The sequence below is a fragment of the Demequina soli genome (assembly GCF_000971195.1).
GTDB lineage: Bacteria > Actinomycetota > Actinomycetes > Actinomycetales > Demequinaceae > Demequina > Demequina soli.
In genome coordinates this window covers 405,212-426,767 of record NZ_BBLZ01000002.1, presented here as the reverse complement: position 1 = coordinate 426,767, position 21,556 = coordinate 405,212, and the positions used below count along the sequence as shown (strand labels likewise).

At 75.0% G+C, this 21,556-nt stretch carries 19 protein-coding genes and 1 tRNA gene; 11 read left to right on the top strand and 9 right to left on the bottom strand.

Translation table 11 applies throughout. The features are described 5' to 3' along the window. Positions 1 to 9 precede the first annotated feature (9 nt). A complete protein-coding gene (locus tag AOM04_RS05390) occupies positions 10 to 513 on the top strand; it encodes a GtrA family protein (RefSeq protein WP_062463434.1) in 504 nt (167 codons plus the stop codon). An 8-nt stretch (positions 514 to 521) separates the two neighbouring features. On the opposite strand, the gene AOM04_RS05385 is transcribed toward AOM04_RS05390, so the two are convergent. Together AOM04_RS05385 and AOM04_RS05380 are read right to left on the bottom strand one after the other, a co-directional pair. After that, entirely contained in the window at positions 522 to 1,829 is a 1,308-nt protein-coding gene (locus AOM04_RS05385; protein ID WP_062463431.1) for a HAMP domain-containing sensor histidine kinase, read from the bottom strand. 8 nt (positions 1,830 to 1,837) lie between these two features. Next, the gene (locus AOM04_RS05380; RefSeq protein WP_062463428.1) at positions 1,838 to 2,515 is read right to left on the bottom strand and encodes a response regulator transcription factor; all 678 of its coding nucleotides are present in this window, start codon (positions 2,513 to 2,515) and stop codon (positions 1,838 to 1,840) included. 93 nt (positions 2,516 to 2,608) lie between these two features. Here AOM04_RS05380 and AOM04_RS05375 point away from each other — a divergent pair, with 93 nt between their 5' ends. Further along, a complete protein-coding gene (locus tag AOM04_RS05375) occupies positions 2,609 to 4,744 on the top strand; it encodes a glycosyltransferase family 39 protein (protein ID WP_156160621.1) in 2,136 nt (711 codons plus the stop codon). 72 nt (positions 4,745 to 4,816) lie between these two features. Then, on the top strand, positions 4,817 to 7,696 hold the full coding sequence (locus AOM04_RS05370; RefSeq protein WP_062463423.1) for an FtsK/SpoIIIE domain-containing protein: 2,880 nt from the start codon (positions 4,817 to 4,819) through the stop codon (positions 7,694 to 7,696). A 3-nt stretch (positions 7,697 to 7,699) separates the two neighbouring features. Here the strand turns inward: AOM04_RS05370 and AOM04_RS05365 are convergent, their stop codons facing one another. Beyond that, positions 7,700 to 8,107 carry a hypothetical protein gene (locus AOM04_RS05365; protein ID WP_156160620.1) on the bottom strand — a complete coding sequence of 136 codons (408 nt, stop codon included), beginning with the start codon at positions 8,105 to 8,107 and terminating at the stop codon, positions 7,700 to 7,702. Positions 8,108 to 8,274: 167 nt separating this feature from the next. On the opposite strand from AOM04_RS05365, the gene AOM04_RS05360 reads away from it, so the two are divergent. Further along, the gene (locus AOM04_RS05360) at positions 8,275 to 8,529 is read left to right on the top strand and encodes a WhiB family transcriptional regulator (RefSeq protein WP_062463418.1); all 255 of its coding nucleotides are present in this window, start codon (positions 8,275 to 8,277) and stop codon (positions 8,527 to 8,529) included. A gap of 172 nt (positions 8,530 to 8,701) precedes the next feature. On the opposite strand, the gene AOM04_RS05355 is transcribed toward AOM04_RS05360, so the two are convergent. Continuing rightward, complete coding sequence (locus AOM04_RS05355; RefSeq protein WP_062463415.1) at positions 8,702 to 10,165, bottom strand: sensor histidine kinase; 1,464 nt, start codon at positions 10,163 to 10,165, stop codon at positions 8,702 to 8,704. Positions 10,166 to 10,223: 58 nt separating this feature from the next. Between AOM04_RS05355 and AOM04_RS05350 the strand changes: the two genes are divergently transcribed. Genes AOM04_RS05350 through AOM04_RS14800 form a run of 3 tightly spaced genes read left to right on the top strand, consistent with a single transcriptional unit; the run spans position 10,224 to position 11,493 of the window. After that, the gene (locus AOM04_RS05350; RefSeq protein WP_062463411.1) at positions 10,224 to 10,715 is read left to right on the top strand and encodes a DUF2505 domain-containing protein; all 492 of its coding nucleotides are present in this window, start codon (positions 10,224 to 10,226) and stop codon (positions 10,713 to 10,715) included. Beyond that, positions 10,712 to 11,125 (top strand): FluC/FEX family fluoride channel, encoded by a 414-nt coding sequence (locus tag AOM04_RS05345; RefSeq protein ID WP_062463408.1) that lies wholly within the window; start codon positions 10,712 to 10,714, stop codon positions 11,123 to 11,125. The genes AOM04_RS05350 and AOM04_RS05345 overlap by 4 nt, the downstream gene beginning before the upstream one ends. After that, entirely contained in the window at positions 11,122 to 11,493 is a 372-nt protein-coding gene (locus tag AOM04_RS14800) for a FluC/FEX family fluoride channel (RefSeq protein ID WP_062463405.1), read from the top strand. Before AOM04_RS05345 ends, AOM04_RS14800 begins: the two co-directional genes overlap by 4 nt. On the opposite strand, the gene AOM04_RS05335 is transcribed toward AOM04_RS14800, so the two are convergent. The 3 genes from AOM04_RS05335 to AOM04_RS05325 all read right to left on the bottom strand — a co-directional run bounded on the left by AOM04_RS05335 (position 11,477) and on the right by AOM04_RS05325 (position 15,228). Continuing rightward, entirely contained in the window at positions 11,477 to 12,715 is a 1,239-nt protein-coding gene (locus AOM04_RS05335; RefSeq protein WP_228373622.1) for an APC family permease, read from the bottom strand. The two genes, AOM04_RS14800 and AOM04_RS05335, sit on opposite strands and share 17 nt — an antisense overlap. Positions 12,716 to 12,717: 2 nt before the next feature. Beyond that, positions 12,718 to 14,160, bottom strand: a complete 1,443-nt coding sequence (locus AOM04_RS05330) for an amino acid permease (protein WP_228373621.1) — start codon at positions 14,158 to 14,160, stop codon at positions 12,718 to 12,720. Between the two features lie 81 nt (positions 14,161 to 14,241). Beyond that, on the bottom strand, positions 14,242 to 15,228 hold the full coding sequence (locus tag AOM04_RS05325) for a patatin-like phospholipase family protein (protein WP_062463402.1): 987 nt from the start codon (positions 15,226 to 15,228) through the stop codon (positions 14,242 to 14,244). A gap of 154 nt (positions 15,229 to 15,382) precedes the next feature. On the opposite strand from AOM04_RS05325, the gene AOM04_RS05320 reads away from it, so the two are divergent. Continuing rightward, positions 15,383 to 16,987: a xylulokinase gene (locus AOM04_RS05320; RefSeq protein WP_156160619.1), complete on the top strand. Its 1,605-nt coding sequence runs from the start codon at positions 15,383 to 15,385 to the stop codon at positions 16,985 to 16,987. Positions 16,988 to 17,066: 79 nt separating this feature from the next. Here AOM04_RS05320 and AOM04_RS05315 read toward each other — a convergent pair whose 3' ends face one another. Then, positions 17,067 to 18,524 (bottom strand): APC family permease, encoded by a 1,458-nt coding sequence (locus tag AOM04_RS05315; protein WP_228373620.1) that lies wholly within the window; start codon positions 18,522 to 18,524, stop codon positions 17,067 to 17,069. 170 nt (positions 18,525 to 18,694) lie between these two features. Between AOM04_RS05315 and AOM04_RS05310 the strand changes: the two genes are divergently transcribed. Both AOM04_RS05310 and AOM04_RS05305 read left to right on the top strand, forming a co-directional pair. After that, entirely contained in the window at positions 18,695 to 19,321 is a 627-nt protein-coding gene (locus tag AOM04_RS05310) for a TetR/AcrR family transcriptional regulator (protein ID WP_082104402.1), read from the top strand. Further along, a complete protein-coding gene (locus AOM04_RS05305) occupies positions 19,318 to 20,451 on the top strand; it encodes a DmpA family aminopeptidase (protein WP_062463396.1) in 1,134 nt (377 codons plus the stop codon). The genes AOM04_RS05310 and AOM04_RS05305 overlap by 4 nt, the downstream gene beginning before the upstream one ends. 141 nt (positions 20,452 to 20,592) lie before the next feature. Here the strand turns inward: AOM04_RS05305 and AOM04_RS05300 are convergent. Beyond that, positions 20,593 to 20,666, bottom strand: a tRNA-Met gene (locus AOM04_RS05300). A gap of 69 nt (positions 20,667 to 20,735) precedes the next feature. Here AOM04_RS05300 and AOM04_RS05295 point away from each other — a divergent pair. Continuing rightward, entirely contained in the window at positions 20,736 to 21,542 is an 807-nt protein-coding gene (locus tag AOM04_RS05295) for a DUF4328 domain-containing protein (RefSeq protein ID WP_062463393.1), read from the top strand. Positions 21,543 to 21,556: the final 14 nt, after the last annotated feature.

Sequence of the window (21,556 nt, the reverse complement as noted above, 5' to 3'; positions counted from 1 at the left end):
TCGTCCCTCGTGACTGCAGTGTGGCGCTGGGTGCGCGGACGCGCGGGAGAGCTCACGCGGTTCGGCGTCGTGGGCATCGTGGGCGTGCTCGTCAACCTCGGCGTGTTCAACCTGCTGCGCCTCGGCCCGCTCAGCCCCGACGCCGAGGTCGCGGGCGGCGTGGATCGCGTCGTCACCGCGAAGATCATCGCGACGCTCGCCTCGATCCTGTTCGCGTGGGTCGCGCACCGGGAGTGGACGTACCGCGGCCGCAGCCGTCACCGCCCCGCCCGCGAGGCGGTCCTGTTCGCGCTCATCAACGGCGTCGCGCTCGTGGTCGAGGCCGGGGTGCTGTTCGTCTCGCACCACTGGTGGGGGCTCGACACGGTGCTCGACGACAACCTGTTCTCCCTGGTCGGCATCGGCCTGGGCACGGTCACGCGCTACGTGGGCTACGGCTTGTTCGTCTTCCACCCGCCGGTGGACGATGCGGCGCGCACCGCATCGTCCGACGACGGCGACGCCGCGGCGTAGGCGGGCCGCTACCGGCGCCTGCGGCGCCGATCCTCGCGCGCGTGCGGCACGATCTCGTCGATGCCGACCATCTTCGGCACGCCCTGGAGGAAGATCGCGAAGGTCGCGGGCACGCGCTGCGCGAGCTCGAGGCGGCCGCCGTCCGCGGTGACGAGGTCGCGCGCGAGCGCGAGCCCCAGGCCCGTGCCGCGGCCCGACGTCACCTCGCGCTCGAAGATGCGGGGCGCAAGCTCCTCGGGCACGCCGGCGCCCTCGTCCGTCACCTCGATCACCACGGCGTGGTTCTGCCCGGAGTCGCGCGCGGCGACGCGCGTGGTGCCGCCGCCGTGCTTGAGCGAGTTCTCGATGAGCGTGGCGAGCACCTGCGCGAGCCCGCCCGGGGTCGCGAACACCGTCGACCCGGTGGGCGCGATGATGAGCCGGCGGCCCGCCTGCGCGAACGGCTGACCCCACTCCTCGCGCTGCTGGTCGAAGACCTCGTCGAGCTGGACGAGCTCCGTGCCGGAGCCGAGCGCGCGGCGCGAGCGCCCCAGCAGCTCGTCGACCACGCCCACGAGGCGCTCGACCTGCTCGAGGGAGCGCTCGGCCTCCTCGCGCACGTCGTCCTGGTCGGTGAGCGCGGAGATCTCCTCGAGGCGCATCGACAGCGCGGTGAGCGGCGTGCGCAGCTGGTGCGACGCATCGGCCGCGAACTGGCGCTCCGTGGCCAGGCGCGCCGCCATGCGGTCGGACGAGCGCGCGAGCTCGTCGGCGACGAGGTCGATCTCCTCGATCCCGGTCCGCTCGAGCCGCGGCCGCACCTGGCCCGAGCCGAGCTGCTCGGCCGCGCCCGCGAGGTAGACGAGAGGCGCCGACAGGCGGTTGGCCTGCCAGATCGCCATCGCGGCGCCCGCGACGATCGCGACGATCCCGCTCGCCAGCACGAGGCCGACGATGCGGGCGGCCTGCCAGAACACGTCCCACTGGGACAGGTACGCGTTGACGGTGATGCCGGACTCGGTGGTGTAGCCCTCGGCGTAGGCGTGCGACGGCTTCTCGCCCGCCGTGAGGATCGACCCGTCGGGCAGCACCACGGAGATGTACTCGGGCGCGCCGGGCGTGGTCGACACGAACGACGCGACGTTCTCCTCGCTGATCGACTCGCCCGACTGGTAGCGGACGTCGAGCGAGCGCGCGGCGACGGTCGCGCGCGTGTCGAGGTTCTGGAGGGCGTCGTCGCGCATGATCTGCGCGGCCGCGACCGCCAGCGGGATGCCGAGCATGACGACCGCGACGGCGAGCGCGGAGAACGTCGCGGCGAGGACGCGGCGGCGCACGGGGCCCCTCAGGCGCCGTTCTCGAAGCGGAAGCCCATGCCGCGGACCGTGGTGATGAAGTGCGGCCGCGACGCGTCGTCGCCGAGCTTGCGGCGCAGCCACGACACGTGCATGTCGAGGGTCTTCGACGGCGCGCCCGGGTCGGCGGACCACACCTCCCGCATGAGCGTGTCGCGCGACACGACCGAGCCGGCGTTGGCGACCAGCACCTGCAGCAGGTCGAACTCCTTGCCGCTCAGCTGGAGCTCGTCCCCGTCGAGGTACGCGCGGTGGCCCGCGATGTCGATGCGGACCGCGCCCGCCTCGATGTCGCCGCCCGCGTCGGAGCCGGTGCGGCGGCGCAGCAGGGCGCGGACGCGCGCGAGCAGCTCCGCGAGGCGGAACGGCTTGGTGACGTAGTCGTCGGCGCCGGCGTCGAGGCCCACCACGAGGTCCACCTCGTCGGCGCGCGCCGTGAGCATGAGGATGGGCACCTGCAGGCCCTTGTCGCGGATGCGGCGCGCGACATCGACGCCGTCGATGTCGGGAAGGCCCAGGTCAAGGATCACCAGGTCCGCGTCATCCGAGGCCCCGACCCCTCCCGCGCCGGTGCCATGCCACTCGACGTCGTACCCCTCCCTGCCCAAAGCACGGGTCAAGGGTTCTGAAATGGTCGGGTCATCTTCGACCAAAACAATTCGCGTCATGCAGACACAGTACCTGGGAGTCCGGGCTTTGCAACGACCCCCTCCGGCCGCGCCAGCGGGCCGCGGCGGCGCCCGCCGATACGCTGGGTGGCCGTGACGCACCCCGCACCGTCCTCGGCCCCCGCCGGGGCCGCGCCCCGCTCCGCGCGGGCGCTCGTGACCGCGCCCGAGCGCGTCGTCCTCGTCCTGGTGATCCTCGCGCTCGCCGCCGGCGGGTGGGCCGCGGTCGGCCTGCATCAGCCCTGGACCGTGCTGCCGACCGCCGCGCTGGGCGCGTGGGCGGCGTGGCGCATCGTCCCCTCCCCCGCCGCCGTCACGGCCGCGGACCGGCGCGGCGCCCTGGCCGCGCTCGTGGGCACGGGCGTGTGGACCGTGGTCAACGGCGCCCTGTACGCCGAGTACCTCATCGTGGTGCGCGACCCGGGCTTCCTCACGCTCGCGGGGCTGTGGCTGGTGCACCACCCGAGCTCGGACATCCCCACGCTCGGCGCGATCGATGCCGCGGGCGTCGACGGCAGCGTCCTCGCCGACGCGTCGCAGGCGTGGAACCTGCGCGGCGACGCGGTCCAGCCGCAGGGCGCGCGCATGCTCTCGGCGCTCATCGCGGTCGGCGGCTGGCTGGGTGGCGACCACGGCGTGCTCGTCGCGAACGTGGTCGTGGGCGCGGTCGGGATCCTCGCGGTCTACGCGCTCGCCCGCCGCGTGCTCGGCCCGCTCGCGGCGCTCGCGCCGGCCGCCGCGGTCGCGCTGTCGGTGTCGCACATCGGGCTGTCGCGCGCCGCCTACACCGAGCCGCTCACGCTCGTGCTCGCGCTCGCCGCCGCGCTGTGGCTGTGGCGGGGCGTGGAGGAGCGCTCCACCGGGGCGCTGCTGCTGGGCGCGGCCGCCGCGGGCGCGACCTCGTTCATCCGCATCGACGGCGCGCTCATCGCGGCGGGGCTGCTCGCGGCCACCGTGCTCGCGCTCGCCCTGACCGAGGGGTCGCGGCGGCGCCGCACGCGCGACGCCCTGTCTGCGATCGGGCTCCAGGCCGCCGTCCTCTACGCCGGCTACGCGGCGCTGTGGCGGTGGAGCGAGGGCTACGCGGACCGGCTCGCCGACCAGGGTCAGCGGCTCATGGCCGGCTACGGCCTCCTCGCGGTCGTGCTGGCCGCGTGGGCGCTCACGTGGCTCGCGGGCGGCGACCGGCTCGCGACCGGCACGTGGCGCCTGCTGCGCGGGCGCGGCGCGATCGCCGCGGGCGCGGGCGTCGCCGGGCTGCTGCTCCTGCTCGCGTCGCGACCGCTGTGGATGGTGGCGCGCCGCAGCACCACCGACCCGGTGGACCAGTTCACCAACTCCGTGGTCGAGTCGTTCCAGCGCGCGCAGGGCCTGCCCGTCGACCCGACCCGCACGTACTACGAGCAGTCGGTGGCGTGGCTCAGCTACTACCTCACGTGGCCGCTCGTGCTGCTCGGGATCCTGGGCTTCGCGCTCATCACGGTGTGGATGGTCCGCCGCCGCCCGGGCTGGGCGCTGCTGCTCGGCGCGGTCATGCCGTCGTCGCTCCTGTACTTCTGGAACGCCGAGGTGGTGCCGGACCAGATCTGGGCGTTCCGCCGCTTCGAGCCGGTGACGCTGCCCGGGTTCGCGATCGCGGCGGCCGTCGCGGCGTGGTGGATCGTGGACCGCCTCCGACCCTCGTGGCGGCTCGTGGGCCGCCGCGTGGCGGCGGGCGCGTTCGTCGTGCTGCCGCTGACGACCTGGGTGTCGATCCAGCCGGCCTCCGACCTGCCCGTCTCCGGCGCGACGCCGGTGTTCGTGCGCGAGATGGGCGGGGCGTACGACCAGATCAGGGCGCTGTGCGACGTCGCCCCCGACCGCCCGATCATCCTCGCGGGCACGTCGTCCCACTTCGGCTCGCTGCGCGTGATGTGCGACGAGCCCACCGTGCTGCAGCTGGCGGCGCTCGACCCCTCCCAGGTGGCGGACATGGCGTCGGCGTGGGACACGGCGCCCGTGGTCCTCACCCGCAGCCCCGACTGGTTCGACTGGACCGCCGACCCCGAGGTCGTCGTGACCTCGACGGTGCGCCAGGCCAGCTACCAGCTCCAGGCGATCCCGCGCACCTACTTCGACCGCGACTACGCGTGGTACGCGGGCATCGTGAACGATGACGGCACCCTCACCCCCGTGGCGCCGGGCGCGGCCGCGGCGGGACCGGCGGACACCGAGGTCACCAGCCCCTGACGCCCACCCCGCCATCCACCGCCGCGGCGCACGGGCTCGCGCCGTGCGCATCGACCCGGGTCCCCTGGGGGCATGCGGATCACGGTGGAGGGCGTCGGCGACGTCGACGTGGACCCGGGCACGACGCTCGGGACGGCGCTCGCCGCCCTGCGCGCGCCCGCGGCCGTGTGGTGCGGCGGCGCGCGCCTCGACCCGGACCATCGCGCCGGCCTGGCGCCCCTGCTCGAGGGCGCGCTGCTCGCGAGCGTGCCCGGGCCCGGCGCGCTCCCGCCCGACGGCCCGCACCTGCGCGTGGTCGTGGGACCCGACGCCGGCGCGATCGTCGAGGTGCGGCGAGGCGAGGCGGCCCTCGGCCGCGCCGGCGTCCCGCCGCTGGCGGATCCGCGCCTGAGCCGGCGTCACCTCGCCCTCGACGCCGCGGGCCGTGTGCGCGACGTCGGCTCGCGCAACGGCACGGTCGTCGTGCGGCGGGCGCACCGCCGACGCCTGGGCCGCACGCGCCGCCGCCTGCGGCCGGACGACCTGCTCGAGGCGGGCGCCACCGCCCTGCGGTGGGTGGATCCCGGGGACGATGCGCGGCGGGCCTCCGACGCGCGCACCGGCCCCGCGGCACGCCCCGCGCCGCTCGCGTTCGGGGCGGGCGGGGCGCTCGCCGGGGCCGTCGCGCTCGGGGCGCTCACGGGACGCTGGTCCGTCGCGCTCGCCGCGGCGGCCGTGCCCCTCGCGATCGCCGGCGCGAGGCTGCTCCGGCACCGCCGCGCGGGCGAGCCGCCGCCCGCGGGGCTCGAGGCGCTCGCCGACGTGCCCCTGCCGGTCGCGATCCGCGGCGACGACGCCACGGCGCGCGGCGTCGCGCGTGCGGTCGCGCTCGCGCGCGGCGCGGGACCGCCGCCGTCGCTGGGCGAGGCCTGGGGACGCTGGCTCCCGGACGCGCTGCCCGACGACGCGGTCAGGATCGTGCCTCCCGGGGCGCCCGCTCCCAGCGAGACGGCGGCCCTGGTCGACGCCATGGCCGGCACCATCGAGGCGGGCGGCCGCGAGCGCCCGTGGCGCGTCGCCTGCGTGACCGAGGCGACCGCGGGTCGCCTCGCGCGCGCCGCCGCCTCGCATCGTCCCGCGGGACTGCCGGACGCGCTGCGCTGGGCGGACCTCCCGCCGCCGCCCGCGGCCGCGCCCGCGCGCTCGGATGCAGGGGGCGCGCCGCGGCGCCTCGTCGCGACCATCGGCGTCGGGGAGGACGGCCCGGTGACGCTGGACCTCGACCGCGACGGGCCGCACGTGCTGGTCGCGGGCACCACCGGCTCGGGCAAGTCGGCGCTGCTCGAGACCCTCGTGTGCGCGCTCGCGTGGGCGCACCCGCCGGACGCGCTGGGCGTGGGGCTCGTGGACCTCAAGGGCGGCGCGGGCCTCGCGGCGTGCGCGCGCCTGCCGCACGTGCGCGGCGTGCTGACGGACCTGGACCCGGCGTCCGCGCGGCGCGCGCTGCTCGGCGTCGCGCACGAGCTGCGCCGGCGCAAGCGTGCCCTGGCCGACGCGGGGCTGCCCTCGTGGGAGGCGTGGGAGCGGCGCGACGGCGCGGCCGCTCCGGCGCGGCTGCTCGTGGTGGTCGACGAGTTCCAGGAGCTCGGCGCGCTCGACCCGGGCCTCCTGCCCGAGCTGGCGCGCCTCGCCGCGCAGGGCCGCTCGCTCGGCATGCACCTGGTGGCCGCGACGCAGCGTCCCGCAGGCGCCGTGACCCCCGCCATCCGCGCCAACGTCGCCACCGTGGTCGCGCTGCGCACCGCGTCGCCCGCCGAGTCGCAGGACCTGCTCGGGGACGCGGCGGCGGCCGCGCTGCCCGCGGGGCGGCCGGGCCGGGCGATCCTCGCACGCCCCTCGGGCCGCGTGACCGTCCAGGCGGCGCTGCCGCTCGCCGACGCGCGCCCGCCCGTGCGGGTGGTGGGCCGCCCGGAGGCGCCGGGACGGCCCCTCGCGCTCGTCGTCCGCGACCGCTGGCCGGAGCCGCCGCCCGCGCCGCTGTGGCTGCCGCCCCTGCCGCCCGACATCGGCGCCCCGCCGGGCGCGCTGGGCTGGGTCGACCTGCCCGAGGAGCGCGCCCGCGCGCCGCTCGCCTGGGATCCCGCCGAGGGACCGCTCGTGGTGGTGGGGCCGCGCGGGTCCGGACGCACGGGCGTGCTCGCGGCGGTCGCGGCGTCCCTGCCGGGCGTGGTGATGCTCCCGGCGGACCCGCGGGAGGCGGCCCGCGCCCTCGACCTGTGCGCGGCCGCGGCGCCCTCGGCCCTGCTCGTCGACGACGCCGACCGGGCGTGCGCCGCCATGGAGGGGCACCTGCGCGGCGCCGCCCAGGCGCTCGAGGACCTCGCGCGCGTGGTGCCCGTCGCCCTCGCCTGCGGTCCCGGGTGGGGATCGCGGTGGGCCGCGCGCGCCGGGCTGCGCGTGGTCCTCGCGGGGCTCGACCGCGTCGAGCAGGCGGTGTGGGGGGTGCCCGCCGTGCTGGCGACGCTGCCTCCCGAGCCGGGACGCGGCGTCGCCCTGGGCGCCCGGGTCGCCGGCGAGTGCCGCATCGTCCGGGCGGAGGCCGTCGCGACGCGCGCGCTCGTGCGCCCCCTCGCGTGGGACGGGGACCTGCCGGCCGGCGCGGCGGGAGTGGTGGGCGACGATGCGCGGCCGCTCGTGCTGCCGCCGGACGGGGTCACGGTGGTCGGGCCCGCCGGTCCCGCGCGCGAGGCCGCGCTCGCGGCGGTGCGGTCGGCAGGCTGCGCCGCGCACCCGGCGGACCCGCCGGGGTCGGGCGCGACGGTCGAGGTCGTGGTCGACCCGACGCCCGCGCGGCTGCGCGAGCTCGGGATCGTCGCCGCGCCGGGGATCGCCGACCCGGCGCCGTCGCGGGGCCGGGTGGTGATCCGGCGCGCGGGCGCGGTCGAGGCGGCGCTGCTGCGGGTGCCCCGGTGAGGGTCAGCCCTCGGCGGGCCGCAGCGCGGGCCGCCCCGCGACGACCACGAGCACGCCGACGACGACGCCGGCGGCCGCGAGCGCGATGCCGAAGCCGGCACGTGCGCCCACGAGGTTGAGGCCCGCGAGGGTCTGCAGCACCTGCCACGTGAGCGCGGCCGAGATCCCCCAGCGGGCGCCGCGCACGAGCGCGCGTCCGACGAGCAGCAACCCCGCGCCCGACAGCACGCAGAACGCGCCGAGACCCACGGCGTAGGCCGGCTCGGGCAGCGACAGCGCGTGGATGCCGTACGCGAGGCCCGCGACAGCGAGGGCGATCCCCTCCGCGATGACGCCGATGCCCGCGGCCCTTCCCCAGGCCCGCAACGGGCCGTCATCCTGGGACTTCCGGGGCTTGCGCACGTCCGTCAAGTCGTGGCCTCCCGCGCTTGTGAGGGAACCCACAGGAAACACCTCTTGAAACATGATCGTTACTTATGCGAATCTTAACGAAGTAGAAACGCGACGGCGCGACGAAATCCCCGAACCACCCCCTGGGGAAGCCCCGTCGCGTCATGCTATCCCCCCAAGGAGACCCCATGGATTGGCGCAGCAGCGCAGCATGCCTCGAAGTCGATGACCCCGAGCTCTTCTTCCCCGTCGGCAACACCGGCCCGGCCCTCTCGCAGATCGAGAAGGCGAAGGCCGTGTGCCAGCGTTGCGAGGTGCGTGACACGTGCCTGCAGTGGGCGATGGAGCACAACCAGGACTCCGGTGTCTGGGGCGGTCTGTCCGAGGACGAGCGCCGCTCCCTCAAGCGCCGCGCCGCCCGCGCGCGTCGCGCCGCGAAGTAGCACCCGCGTCGAAGCCCCGTCCGGCCATGCCGGGCGGGGCTTCGTGCTGCGCGGGGACGATGCGCGGCCGGCTCAACTTTGAGATCGCGCTATGCAGACGGCGGTGCGTGCCGAGGCGATCCTCACAATTGCGGCGCCCGCCGTGCCGCCCGCACCGCCCTCGCCCGCGCCGCTAGAGGCGCGGGTCGGACACGCGCTCCTCGACGCTCACGTGCAGGTCGACCACGGAGCCGTGCTCCACCTTGGTCCACTCGATCGTGCCCGAGAGCTCGTTCTGGACCAGCGTGCGCACGATCTGGGAGCCCAAGCCGGTCGGGTCGCCCTCGATGCCCACGCCGTCGTCGGCGATGCTCACGTGCAGCTTGCGCCCGTCGCGCGTCGCGGTGACGGTGATGGTGCCCTGGGCGCGGCCCTCGAAGCCGTGCTCGACGGCATTGGTGATGAGCTCGGTGATGACGAGCGCGAGCGACGACGCGTACTGCGCGGGGATGAGCCCGAACTCTCCGGTGTTGACGATCCGCACCTGCGTGTCCGGCGACGCGACGTCGGCGGCCATGCGGATCGAGCGCGACACCAGCTCGTCGAAGTTGACCAGCTCGTCGAGCGTGCCGGACAGGGTCTCGTGGACGAGCGCGATGGTCGCGACGCGGCGCATCGCCTCCGCGAGCGCCTCCTTCGCCTCGGGCGCCTCGACGCGGCGCGACTGCAGCCGCAGCAGCGCCGCCACGGTCTGGAGGTTGTTCTTCACGCGGTGGTGGATCTCGCGGATCGTGGCGTCCTTGGTGACGAGCTCGCGCTCGCGGCGGCGCAGGTCGGACACGTCGCGGCAGAGCAGCACCGCGCCGACGCGCGCGCCGTGCTCGGTGACGGGGATGGCGCGCAGCGACAGCGCGGCGCCGTTGGCCTCGAGGTCGGTGCGCCACGCGGCGCGGCCCGCGACCACCATGGCCAGGGTCTCGTCGACCACGCCCTGGTCCTCGAGCAGCTCGCTCGTGACGCGCGGCAGGGACTTGTTCATGAGCGAGCCGTGCACGCCCAGGCGGTGGAAGCAGGACAGCGCGTTCGGGGACGCGTAGGTGACGTGGCCGACCGCGTCGAGGCGCAGCACGCCGTCGCCGACGCGCGGGGCGCCGCGGCGCGGGCCCGTGATCGACGTGTGCATGGGGAACTCGCCGCGCGTGACCATCCGCAGCAGGTCGTCCGCCGCGCCCTTGTAGTTGAGCTCGAGGCGGCTCGACGAGCGCGACACCGCCTGCGACACCTCGCGCGTGAGGATCGCGATGGCGCGGCCGTTCATCACCACGGGCAGCGCGTCCTCGCGGACGGCGTACGTCTCGTCCCAGCGCGGCTCGCGCGAGCCGACGATGCCGCCCTCCTCGAGCGCGCGCCGCAGGTGCGCGACCCGGCCGCCGGGCGCCTGGGTGCCCACCACATCGTCCAGATGCACGGTGGGTCCGGTCGAGGGGCGGCACTGCGCGACCGCGACGAACCCCTCGCCGTCCTCGCGCCACAGCACCAGGTCCGCGAAGGACAGGTCCGCGATGATCTGCCAGTCGGACACGAGCAGCGCGAGCCAGTCGGCCTCCGCATCCGTGATGGGGCCGTGCTCCTCGATGGTCTCGCGCAGGGTTGCCACGGGACAAGCCTAGGGCCGTCTGCGAGGCACGCTAGCCTGAGCCGAGGGGGTGACACGGGTGAGGATCACGCACACGCACCGCTTCGACGCGCCGTTGGAGGACGTCTGGGCGATGATGACCGACCGCGGCTTCGCGCACGCGCGTGCGGTCGCCATGGGCACCGAGACCGCGGAGGTCGACGTGGACGAGCCGGCCGACGGGTCTCGCGTGGTCGTGCTGCGCGCCGACGTGCCCACCTCGTCGATCCCGCCCGAGATCCGCTCCCTCGTGGGCCGCTCCCTCGCGGTCACGTACACGGAGGCGTGGGAGCCGCCCACCGAGGCCGACCGCGTGGGCACCTTCGCGGTCGAGATCGCGGGCGCCCCCGGCCACGTGGCGGGCGCGATCGGGCTGACCGCGGACGGCGAGGCCACCGACCTCCTGGCGACGGGCGACGTCACCGCCCACGTGCCGCTCATCGGGTCCATGGTGGAGCGCGCCGTCGCGAGCGCCGTGGAGCGCGCTCTCGCGGCGCAGCTCGAGGCGGCGGACGCCTGGCTGACGCGGTGAGCCGGGCCGCGCAGCTCGGCCTCGTGCTCGTCGGCGGCGCCGTGGGCGGCGCGCTGCGCATGGCGGTCGCCGCCGCGTTCCCCGAGACCGCCGGGATGGTCCCGTGGGACCTCGTGCTCATCAACGCGGTCGGCTCGTTCGCGCTGGGGTGGGCGGTCGCGCGCACGCAGGCGCGCGGTCCGTGGCGGCTCTTCCCCGCCGTGGGGCCGGGCCTGCTGGGCGGGTTCACCACGTTCTCGTCGATGGCCGTGCTGCGCTGGTCGGCCGAGGCGCCGGCGGTCGAGGCCGTCGCGATCCTGCTCGCCACGGTCGCGATCGCGGTCGCCGCGGCCGGCGCGGGCTGGTGGGCGGGCGACCGGCCGCCCACGCCGATGGACGAGCGCGCCGTCTTCGTCGAGGAGAACGAGTGAGCGGGTGGGCGTACGCCGCCGCGGCGCTCGGCTGCGGCCTGGGCGCCTGCGTGCGCTTCGCGCTCGGCTGGCTCGACGCGCGCAAGGTCTTCCCGTGGCCCACGATCCTCGCGAACATCCTCGGCGCGGCCCTGCTGGGCGGCGTGGTCGCCGCGGGGGACGATGCGCTGCTCGGGCCCGCGGGCGCGTTCGCCCTGGGTACGGGGGTCGCGGGCGGCCTGTCGACGTTCTCGTCGCTCGCGGTCGACGTGGTGGTGCTCGCCAAGGACGGCCGCCTGCGCGCCGCGACCGGCTACGTGGCGGCGACCGTCGTGCTCGGCCTGGCGGCGGCCGGCGCAGGCTACGCCGCCGTCAGCGCCCTGGCCTGACGCTCGCGCGCGCCGCCGCCCGCGCGAGCCCGGCGACGGCGAGGGCCCCGAGCCCGGCCACGATCGCGAGCCACGGCAGCGACGCCATGAGCGCGACGCACAGCGCCACGCCGAGCGCGCTGAGCGCGCGCGGCATGCGCCACCCGGCGACCCGGCCGGCCCCGGACGCGCGGAACGCCGCCGCACCGGCGACGGCGTAGTACAGGAGCACAGCGAACGACGACACCCCGATCGCGAGCGTGAGGTCGCCGGCCCACGCGAGCGCGACCGCGACGGCCGCGCACAGGCCCTCGGCCCAGGCGGGCACGCCGTGCGCGTTGGTGCGGGCGAGCGGTCGCGGCAGGTCGCCCTCGCGCGCCATCGCCATCGCCGTCCGGCCCAGTCCGGCGGTCAGCGCGAGGAGGGAGCCCGCGGCGGCCGCGACCGCGGCGACCGTCACCACGGGTGCGGGCAGCCAGGTCCCGGCCGCCGCATCGGCCACGGGGCGCGCCGCGTCGGGCAGCGCGGCGCCGAGCGCGCGGGGCAGCGCGACCGCGAGCGCGAGGTACAGCGCCACGACCACGGCCAGCGCGACGCCGACGGCGCGTGGGATGGTGCGCGCGGGGTCCACGACCTCCTCCCCCATCGTCGCGACGCGCGCGTAGCCCGCGAAGGCGAAGAACAGCAGCGCGGCGGCCTGCGTCACGCCCGCGATCGCCCCGGCCGGGGTCTCCCAGCCGAACGTCGCGTCGCCGGCCGCCCCCGCGCCGGACATCGCCGCGACGGCGGCCACCAGGACCGCGACGGCGACCGAGGCGAGCACCACGGCGCCGGCGCTCGTGCGCGTCACGCCCCGCGAGTTGAGGGCCCAGCTCGCCGCGATGGCCGCGGTCGCGACGGCGGCCGCGTGCGCGGGCCACAGGTAGGCGCCGATCGCGAGGCCGATGGCGGCGACGGACGCCGTCTTGCCGAGCACGAACCCGATCCCCGCGGCGAAGCCCGGCCACGCGCCCAGCTCGGCACGGCCGTAGGCGTAGGCGCCGCCCGCGACGGGGTGCACGGCCGCGAGCTGCGCCGTCGAGCCGGCGTTGAGCGCGGCCACGAGCGCCGCGAGGACGACCGCCGCCACGAGGCGCGAGCCTGCGGCGGAGGCGGCCGGGCCCCACACGACGAAGACGCCCGCGCCGAGCATCGAGCCCACCCCGATGGCGGTGGCCCCGACGAGCCCGACGCGGCGCTCCACGGTCAGGCCCCGGTGGTCCCCTGCGGCGCGGCCGCATCGGCCGGCGGGCCGTCGGCGGCGGGCAGCTCGTCGCCGGCCTCCGCCTCGGCCACGGCGAGCGCGGCGCCGCGCGGACGGCCCGCGCGCACCCACGCCCAGTACAGGCCGCCCGCGACGATCGCGGTCGCGGCGAGCGAGCCGATCGCGGCGGGGCGCATGAGGTTCGCGACAAGCGTGAAGCCGACGGCGATCGCCGCGACGACGTTGAGCACCACCCAGCCGGTGCGGCCGTCGCGGTGCGAGAACTTGGCCATCGCGACGAGGCCCATGAGGAAGCTGACGAACACCGCGACGGCGTAGAAGAGCACGAGCCGCTGGTCGTACGCGCCCGCGGCGATGACGACCAGCGCCGAGGCGACCAGGAACACGCCCACGCCGATCATCGGCACGTGGTGCTTGTTGGTGCGGCCCAGGATCGCGGGCAGCACCCCGTGGCGCGACGTGCCGTCCTCGGAGCGGGCGAGCGCCTTGAGCAGGCCGGGTCCGGCCTGGAAGGAGGACGATGCGGCGGACAGCAGGAGCATCGCGGTCGCCGCCTGGAAGGCGGCGAAGAGGCCGTGGCCGTCCGCGGCGCGGGCGAGCTCGGACACGAGGGTCGACTCGTCGCCGGGGATGCCGATACCGAGCCACACGACCGCGGCCGTGATGGCGAGCGTGAGGGTGCCCACGATGCCGAGGGTCAGCCACAGCGCCCAGCGGCCGAAGCTGCGGCGGCCCGCGTCGTCGAGCTGGGCGAGCTGCGCGATCGCGGACGAGGGCGCCTCGATGCCGGTCGCGAGCGCCATGGCGACGGGGAACGCGAGCGCGACCGCGAGCGGCGCGCTGTGGGTGAGGCCGTGGACGGGCGCGAGCGTCGCCTCCTCCATGCCGGGCACCGGCAGCAGGACCGCGACGGCCGTGCCGATGAAGACGATGGTGAGGAGCGCGAACACCGCGCGGCCCAGGTGGCCGAACCACATGAGGCCCGCGACGAGCACGAGCAGGCCCAGCGCGAGCGGCAGGCGGTACTCCGCGAGCCCGGGCAGGTAGCTGATGATCGCCGACGATCCGGCGGACACCGAGATGGAGATGGTGAGCACGAAGTCGACGACGAGCGCGCCCATGGGGATGAACGAGAAGCCCTCGCCGAAGGCCCCGCCCGCTGCCGCGGCCGAGCCGCCTCCCTCGGGGAAGCGTGCGACCAGCTGGTGGTAGCTCGCGACCACGAGCCCGACCACCAGGACCACGAGCGCCATCGCGGGCAGCAGCAGCTCGAGGTTGCCGTCGAGCGCGCGCAGCGCGGCCTCGATCGCGTAGGCGACCGAGGAGACCGGGTCCGCCATCACCGAGAAGGCGAAGGCGATCAGCAGGGCGGTGCGGCCGTGCAGCCAGCCGGAGCGGGCGCGCGGGGCGGCGGTGGTGGACAAGCGGACCCTCCATCGGTCACGGCACGGCACGGATGCGCCTGAGCCGCAGGACATGCTAGACCCGTTCGCGCGGGACCGGTCTCAGGCGGGGGCGCCCTCCCAGTCGTCGAACGCGTCGCGCGCGAGCGCGCGGCCGAGCTCGATCATCTCGGTGGCACGGTGGAAGTCGAGCGTGCCGCACGCGTCGGCGGGCACGTCGACCATGACGTCGGGCGGGTACCCGGCGAGACGGTAGCGCTGGACGGTGTTCTGCAGGGTCTGCAGCGAGCGGTCGATGACGTCGAGGGTGCTGACCTCGGGAGGCGCGCTGCCCTCGAGGGGCGGGACGATCTCGGGCTCGCCCAGCGCATCGTCCTCGCTCTCGCCGCGCGCGCGCAGGCGGTGGGTGATCATCCCCATGAGGCGGGGCTCGGCGATGTGGAAGGCGGGCAGGCGCAGGCGCGGCAGCCGGACGAGCGGCACGCCCGGCTCGACGGGTGGGCCGGCGGCGTTGCCGCCGCGCGCGTTGCCCGCGAGGTTGACCGCGATGATCGCGTCCGCATGCACGGGCGTGAGCGCGATGACGGGCACGGGGTTGAGCAGCCCGCCGTCGGCGAGCAGGCGGCCGTCGCGGCGCACCGGCGTGATGACCGTGGGGATGGCGATCGACGCGCGGATCGCGTCGACCAGCGGGCCCTCGGTGAACCACACCTCGGACTGGGACAGCAGGTCCGTGGCGACGGCGGTGAACGGGATCGGGAGATCCTCGATGCGGCGCCCGTCGAGGATCTCGTCGAGGCGGCGCATGATGCGATCGGCACGCATCGCGCCGGCGCCCTTGAACGCGGGGTCCATCATCCGCAGGACGTCGCGGCGGGTCATCGACTCGACCCACTCGCGGTAGGCGGGCAGCCCGCCGGCGGCGTGGAGGCCGCCGACCAGCGCGCCCATGGACGTCCCCGAGACGCCGACCACGTCCCACCCGCGGTCCTCGATCTCGTCGAGGACGCCGATGTGGGCGTAGCCCCGCGCGCCGCCGCTGCCGAGCGCGAGCGCGATGCGGGGCCGGCGGGGAGCGGGGTCGGTCACGGGCTCAGGCTAACCCGCGCGCGCATGATGTCCCGGACCTCAGGCGGGACCTCCGGTGACGTGGCAGGCTCGAACTGCCCGTATGGTTTTGTCGAACGTTCACATCGGAGTCCCGCGCCGCGCGCGCGGGCACATGACAAGGGAGTTGGAGCCGATGGCCCAGCACAGCAACGCCGCCGCGATCGCGGCCCTCGAGGCCGGCGAGACCTCGCTCGGCATCGAGCTCGGATCGACCCGCATCAAGGCGTGCCTCATCGGCCCCGACCACGAGGTCATCGCGACCGGCAGCCACGCGTGGGAGAACCAGTTCGTCGACCGCCTGTGGACCTACTCCGTCGAGGCCATCTGGGACGGCGTCCAGGCCGCGGTCGCGGACCTCCTCGCGACCGTGGAGCGCGAGCACGGCGTGCGCCTCACGTCGCTGGGCGCCATCGGCGTGTCCGCGATGATGCACGGCTACCTCGCGTTCGACGCCGCCGACGAGCTGCTCGTGCCCTTCCGCACCTGGCGCAACACCAACACGGAGCGCGCCGCCGCCGAGCTCACCGGGGTGCTCGGCTTCAACTTCCCGCTGCGCTGGTCCGCCTCGCACCTCTACCAGGCCATCCTCGACGAGGAGGCGCACGTCCCGCAGCTCGCGTACTTCACGACGCTCGCCGGCTACGTGCACTGGCGCCTCACCGGCCGCAAGGTGCTCGGCGTCGGCGACGCGTCCGGCATGTTCCCGATCGACCCCGCCACGCGCGGCTACGACGCGGGCATGCTCGCCCGCTTCCAGGGCCTCGTCGCCGCCCGCCAGCCGGGCCTGGACGTCGCCTCGCTGCTGCCCGAGGTGCTCGTCGCAGGCGAGGAGGCCGGCACGCTGACCGCGGAGGGCGCGGCGCTGCTCGACCCGACCGGCACGCTGCGGCCGGGCGCCGTGGCCGCGCCGCCCGAGGGCGACGCCGGCACCGGCATGATCGCCACCAACGCCGTCGCCCCTCGCACCGGCAACATCTCGGCCGGCACGTCGATCTTCGCGATGGTCGTGCTCGAGAAGGCGCTCGAGAGCGTCCACGAGGAGCTCGACATCGTCACCACGCCCGCGGGCGACCTGGTCGCGATGGTGCACTGCAACAACGGCGCGTCCGAACTCGGCACGTGGGCGGGGGTCTTCACGGAGTTCGCCGCCGCGATGGGCCTCGAGGGCGGCGCGGACGAGGTGTTCGCGACGCTGTTCGCGGCGGCGCTCGAGGGCGAGGCGGACGGCGGCGGCCTGCTCGCCTACAACTACCTGTCCGGCGAGCCCATCACGGGCCTCGCGGAGGGTCGCCCGCTGTTCGTCCGCACGCCCGGTTCGCGGCTCACTCTCGCGAACTTCATGCGCACCCAGCTCTACGGCGCCTTCGGCACCCTGAGCCTCGGCATGCGCGTGCTGCACGACGAGGGCGTCCAGCTCGACTCGATGTTCGCGCACGGCGGCATGTTCCGCACCGCGGGCGTGGCGCAGCGCCTCCTGGCCGCCGCGATCGATGCGCCCGTCACCGTGGGCGACACCGCCTCCGAGGGCGGCGCATGGGGCATCGCGGTGCTCGCGGAGTACCTGCGCAAGGACACCGGCACCGCTCTCGACGCCTACCTGAACGGGTCCGTGTTCGCCGACGCATCGCTCGAGGTCGCGCAGCCCGACCCGGCCGACGTCGCCGGCTACACCGCGTGGCTCGAGCAGTACGAGGACGGACTCGCGATCGAGCGGGCCGCCACCGAGGCGATCCGCTAGGACGCACCGGCGAGGCACGCGGAGGGCGCGGACCCCCGAGCGACGGGGGTCCGCGCCTTCGTGGCGTCGGGGGCGCGCGTCAGCGCGCCGCCGGCTCGGACTCGCCCTCGTGCACGCCGGGCTCGACCGCGGAGGCAACCGGCGCATCGTCCTCGGCCTCGTCGTCCTGCGGGTCAGGAAGCGTCCAGCGGTCGCCGCGGCGCGGGTGGATGAAGCCGACGTACCAGAGCCCGCCCAGCACGATCGCGGCGACCGAGATCAGCAGCGACGTCGCGTCCGCCTCGATGGTCTGATACGTCACGTAGGCCATGATCGCGAGCACGATGATCGGCGGCAGCGGGAACAGCGGCATGCGGTAGCCGTCCGTGCGCCCGGACCTGGCGCGACGCACCCGCAGTGCGGCGAGCGCCACGGTCGCGTACATGAAGATCGCGCTCGCGCCGGTCGCGACGAGCAGCCAGTCGAACGGCAGGAAGCCGGCGGCGACGGACACCACGCCCACGAGGACGGTCGCGACGATCGGGGTCTTGGTGCGCGGGTTGATTGAGCCGAGGATCCGGTCGACGGCGCCGGGCCACGAGCGGTCGCGGGCGGACGCGTAGATGAGTCGGGCGATCTGGATCTGGACCGCGATGACGGCGTTGAAGATCGCGACCGCGACCGACAGGCTGATGACGACGTTGAGGGTCTCGTTGCCCCGGTCGAGCAGGAACCAGTTCATGGGCGACTCGGCCGACACCAGGCCCTCGAGGTCGGACGAGCCGAGGATCACGGCGGCGAGCGGGACGATCTCGGCGATCACCGTGATGACGAGCGACACCATGATCGCGCGGCCGATGGTCTTCGAGGCGCCCTTGGTCTCCTCGGCGTAGTACACGGCGCCGCCGTAGCCGTTGAACGCGAAGAGCGCGACGGGCACGAGCGAGAACAGCACGCCCCACGTGACGGTGTCGAGGCCGCCGTCGGCGCCGAGCGTCTGCGGCATCACGAGCGTGTCCAGGCCGCGGCTGACGTGGCTGAAGCCCATCCAGGCGAGCACCACCAGGGCGATGACCTCGAGCGCGAGGCACACGCCCGTGACCCACGCGTTGGTGGAGATCGTGAGCGCGGACACCGCGGTAGTGACGGCCACGACGAGCACCGTGGTCCACATGCTGTCGAAGCCGGGCCACAGCACCGCGAGGTACGGCGCCACGCCCGACGCGATGACGGCGATGATGAGCACGCCCGAGACCAGGCTCAGCACGAACACGCCGAAGCCGTAGCCGCGCCCGAGCAGCCGCGCGGCCCACGTGTACTCGCCTCCCGTGATGGGGAAGCGGCTCGCGAGCTCGGCGTAGCACCAGCCCACGAACAGCGCGATCACGGCGCCGATCGCCATCGCGGCGACGCTGCCGCCGGCGAGGCCCACGATGAGCGCCGGGACGATGATGAACACGCTCGAGCCCGGCGTCACGGACGACAGCGTGATGAGGATGTTCTCCTTCAACGACAGCGAACGCGACAGCTCCTGTCGGTACCTCTCCTCTGCGGCCACGGCGTGCTCCCTCCCTGGAACGATGTGATGTTGACGCCAGAGTCAAAATCACTTGACCCCTGCTGTCAAGGCTTTCGGAGCATGAAATTTGCCTGTAACTTTCGGAAACAAGGCGGATATCCACGAGGTGCAGACTCATTCGGAATCCCTACTTTGACGCGGAGGTCAGGATGAGACGAAGCGACGGCGACGCGCGACGGGCGCAACTGCTCGAGGCCGCCCTCCACGCGCTGAGCGAGCGTGGGATCGTCGACCTGCGGATCCGCGACATCGCGGACGCCGCGGGCGTCGCCACGGGCACGGTCCACTACCACTTCAAGGACCTCGACGACCTGCTCGTCGCGGTGCACGAGGAGGCGGTCGACCGCTTCGTGGGGGCGCGTCAGGAGATGGTCGCCGCGCTGCCCGACGCGCGGGACAAGGCCCTGGCGCTCATCGACACGGGCGTGCCGGAGGACGCGTCGGACATCCTGGTCAACGCGCTCTACGACCTCAACACGCTCGTCCGGCGCCGCGCGGTCCACCGCACCATGAGCCGCGCGCTGACCGATCAGCAGGTGACGCTCTACGCCGCCGTCATCGAGGTCGGCATCGCGCAGGGCCACTTCTCCCCCGCGGCCGCATCCGCCGACGTCGCCGCCAACGCCGTCGCGCTCGAGGACGCGTTCGGCATCTACATCACCAGCTTCGGCGGCCGCTTCACGGCCGCCCGCGCCCGCACCCTGATGCGGGTCCACCTCGCCGAGGCGCTGCGCTGCCCCGGCCTCGCATCCGACCTCAAGGAGGACATCGCATGAGGGCTCGCGACCTCGGGATCGACCTGCCGGGCACGCCCGGTCCGCTCAACGGCATCACGGACGTCCCCGGCGTGCTCGTCGGTGCCGTGACCCACCGCTTCGACACGGACGATGCGGCGGTCGCCGCGCGCACCGGCGTCACCGCGATCCTGCCCCTGGGCCGCGACGGCGTGGGCGCCACGGTGCCCGCGGCCGTCCACTCGCTCAACGGCAACGGCGAGCTCACCGGCTCGCACTGGATCCGCGACGCGGGCGCGTTCGCCGGCCCCATCATGCTCACCAACACCCACGCAGTGGGCACGGTGCACCGCGGCACCGTCGACTGGACGGCACGGAACCGCCCCGACCTCGCCGCCGAGTGGCTGCTGCCCGTGGTCGGCGAGACGTGGGACGGCTACCTCAACAGCATCAACGAGCCGTTCGTGACGCTCGAGGACGCGGGTCGCGCGATCGACGCCGCCACGTCGGGCCCGGTGCCCGAGGGCTCGCAGGGCGGCGGCACCGGCATGAACTGCTACGGCTTCAAGGGCGGCAACGGCACCTCGTCGCGCCTGGTCGAGATCGGCGGCGAGACCTACACGGTCGCGGTGTTCCTCCAGGCGAACTTCGGCGAGCGCGCCGAGCTCACCATCCAGGGCGTGCCGTTCGGCGACGCCGACGTCCCCTACCCGATGGGCGACGTCGGCTGGTTCCTCGAGGACCGGCGCGTGCCCGGCGGCTCGGGCTCGTGCATCGCGATCGTCGCGACCGACGCCCCGCTCATCCCCACGCAGTGCGAGGCGCTCGCGAAGCGCGTGTCGCTCGGCCTGGCCCGCACCGGCACCACGGGCGGCCACTTCAGCGGCGACATCTTCCTGGCGTTCTCGACGGGGAACGCGGGCGCGCTCGACAACGGCTTCCCGGCGACGTCCGCCGCCGACGCCGAGCTCGCGACGATGCGCGTGGTGCCGTGGTCCTGGATGGACCTGCTGTACACGGCGACGGTCCAGGCGACCGAGGAGGCCGTGCTGAACGTGCTCGTCGCCAACGAGGACGCGACGGGCCGCGACGGCCACTTCAGCCCCGCCCTGCCGCACGCCCTGGTGCGCGAGCGGATGGCGGCGGCCGGACGGCTGCGTTCGCAGGTCTGAGGGGCTCCGGGGCGGAAACTTTGCGTTTCCGCCCCGGGAACCGCGCGATTCTCCGGGGCGGAACCTCAAAGTTGTCGCGGCGGCGGCACGCCCGGGGAACGACGAAGGCCCGGACCAATGGTCCGGGCCTTCGTTCTCTCGTAGCGGGGACAGGATTTGAACCTGCGACCTCCGGGTTATGAGCCCGGCGAGCTACCGAACTGCTCCACCCCGCGTCGGCCTGATAACTCTAGCGGACGCGCGCCGCAGAACCAAATCGGCCCCGTCTCGCTAGGGTCGAGCGCATGGCAGACAACGATCCGTTCCTCCAGCAGCCCGGCGAACCGCAGCAGCCGGAGCCGCCCCGCTACCACCCCGCATCCGGGCTGAACCCAGGCCAGACGCCCGGCCCGCCGCCCGCATCGTCCGCTCCCGGGCTCATCCCCGGCGCGACCCCGCCGGCGCCCACCTACGACGTCACGCACCAGGTGCCGCTCGACCGGAACGGCGTGCCGCTCGAGGCGCCCCGGGCGCTCGGCAATGCGCTCGTGTGGATCGCGGCGGCGTACACGCTCGTCATGATCCTGCTCGCGGTCTTCGCGCAGGGGGAGGTCGACGCCACGCGTCGCGCGGCCGACACGGGCGAGATCGCCTTCGGCGCGGGCACGTTCATCAGCCTGCTGTCGACCCCGCTCATGATCGCGTCGTTCGTGGTCTACGGCATGTGGATGTCGCGCATGCGCCGCAATCGCGAGGCGCTCGGCACGCGGCCCGGGCTCACCGCCGTGGAGTGGTGGGGCTGGCTGGTGCCGATCGGCTCGCTCGTGCTCGTCCCCATGGGCGCGCGCCGCGTCGCGGGGCGCACCACGAGCCTCGGCGTGCTGCTCGGCTGGTGGATCGTGTGGACGCTCGCGCAGGGCGTCGGGAACGCCGCCTCGTTCGCGCTGACCTTCTCGATGGACCTCACCACGGGCGCCATCAACAACGGCGACCTGCTCGACGCCTACCCGTCGCTCATGTGGGCCAGCGCCGCGATCACCCTCATCGCATGGGTGCTGTTCCGCTCCTTCATCCGTCAGGCCACCGAGCGTCACCTGCAGCCGGACGCCTGAGCCCCGCGCAGACG

Excerpts from the sequence above, each read along its gene's own strand:
- AOM04_RS05380 (WP_062463428.1), bottom strand. The coding sequence starts at position 2,515 with ATGACGCGAATTGTTTTGGTCGAAGATGACCCGACCATTTCAGAACCC.
- AOM04_RS05370 (WP_062463423.1), top strand. The coding sequence starts at position 4,817 with ATGCGGATCACGGTGGAGGGCGTCGGCGACGTCGACGTGGACCCGGGC.
- AOM04_RS05360 (WP_062463418.1), top strand. The coding sequence starts at position 8,275 with ATGGATTGGCGCAGCAGCGCAGCATGCCTCGAAGTCGATGACCCCGAG.
- AOM04_RS05320 (WP_156160619.1), top strand. The coding sequence starts at position 15,383 with ATGGCCCAGCACAGCAACGCCGCCGCGATCGCGGCCCTCGAGGCCGGC.
- AOM04_RS05310 (WP_082104402.1), top strand. The coding sequence starts at position 18,695 with ATGAGACGAAGCGACGGCGACGCGCGACGGGCGCAACTGCTCGAGGCC.
- AOM04_RS05305 (WP_062463396.1), top strand. The coding sequence starts at position 19,318 with ATGAGGGCTCGCGACCTCGGGATCGACCTGCCGGGCACGCCCGGTCCG.
- AOM04_RS05295 (WP_062463393.1), top strand. The coding sequence starts at position 20,736 with ATGGCAGACAACGATCCGTTCCTCCAGCAGCCCGGCGAACCGCAGCAG.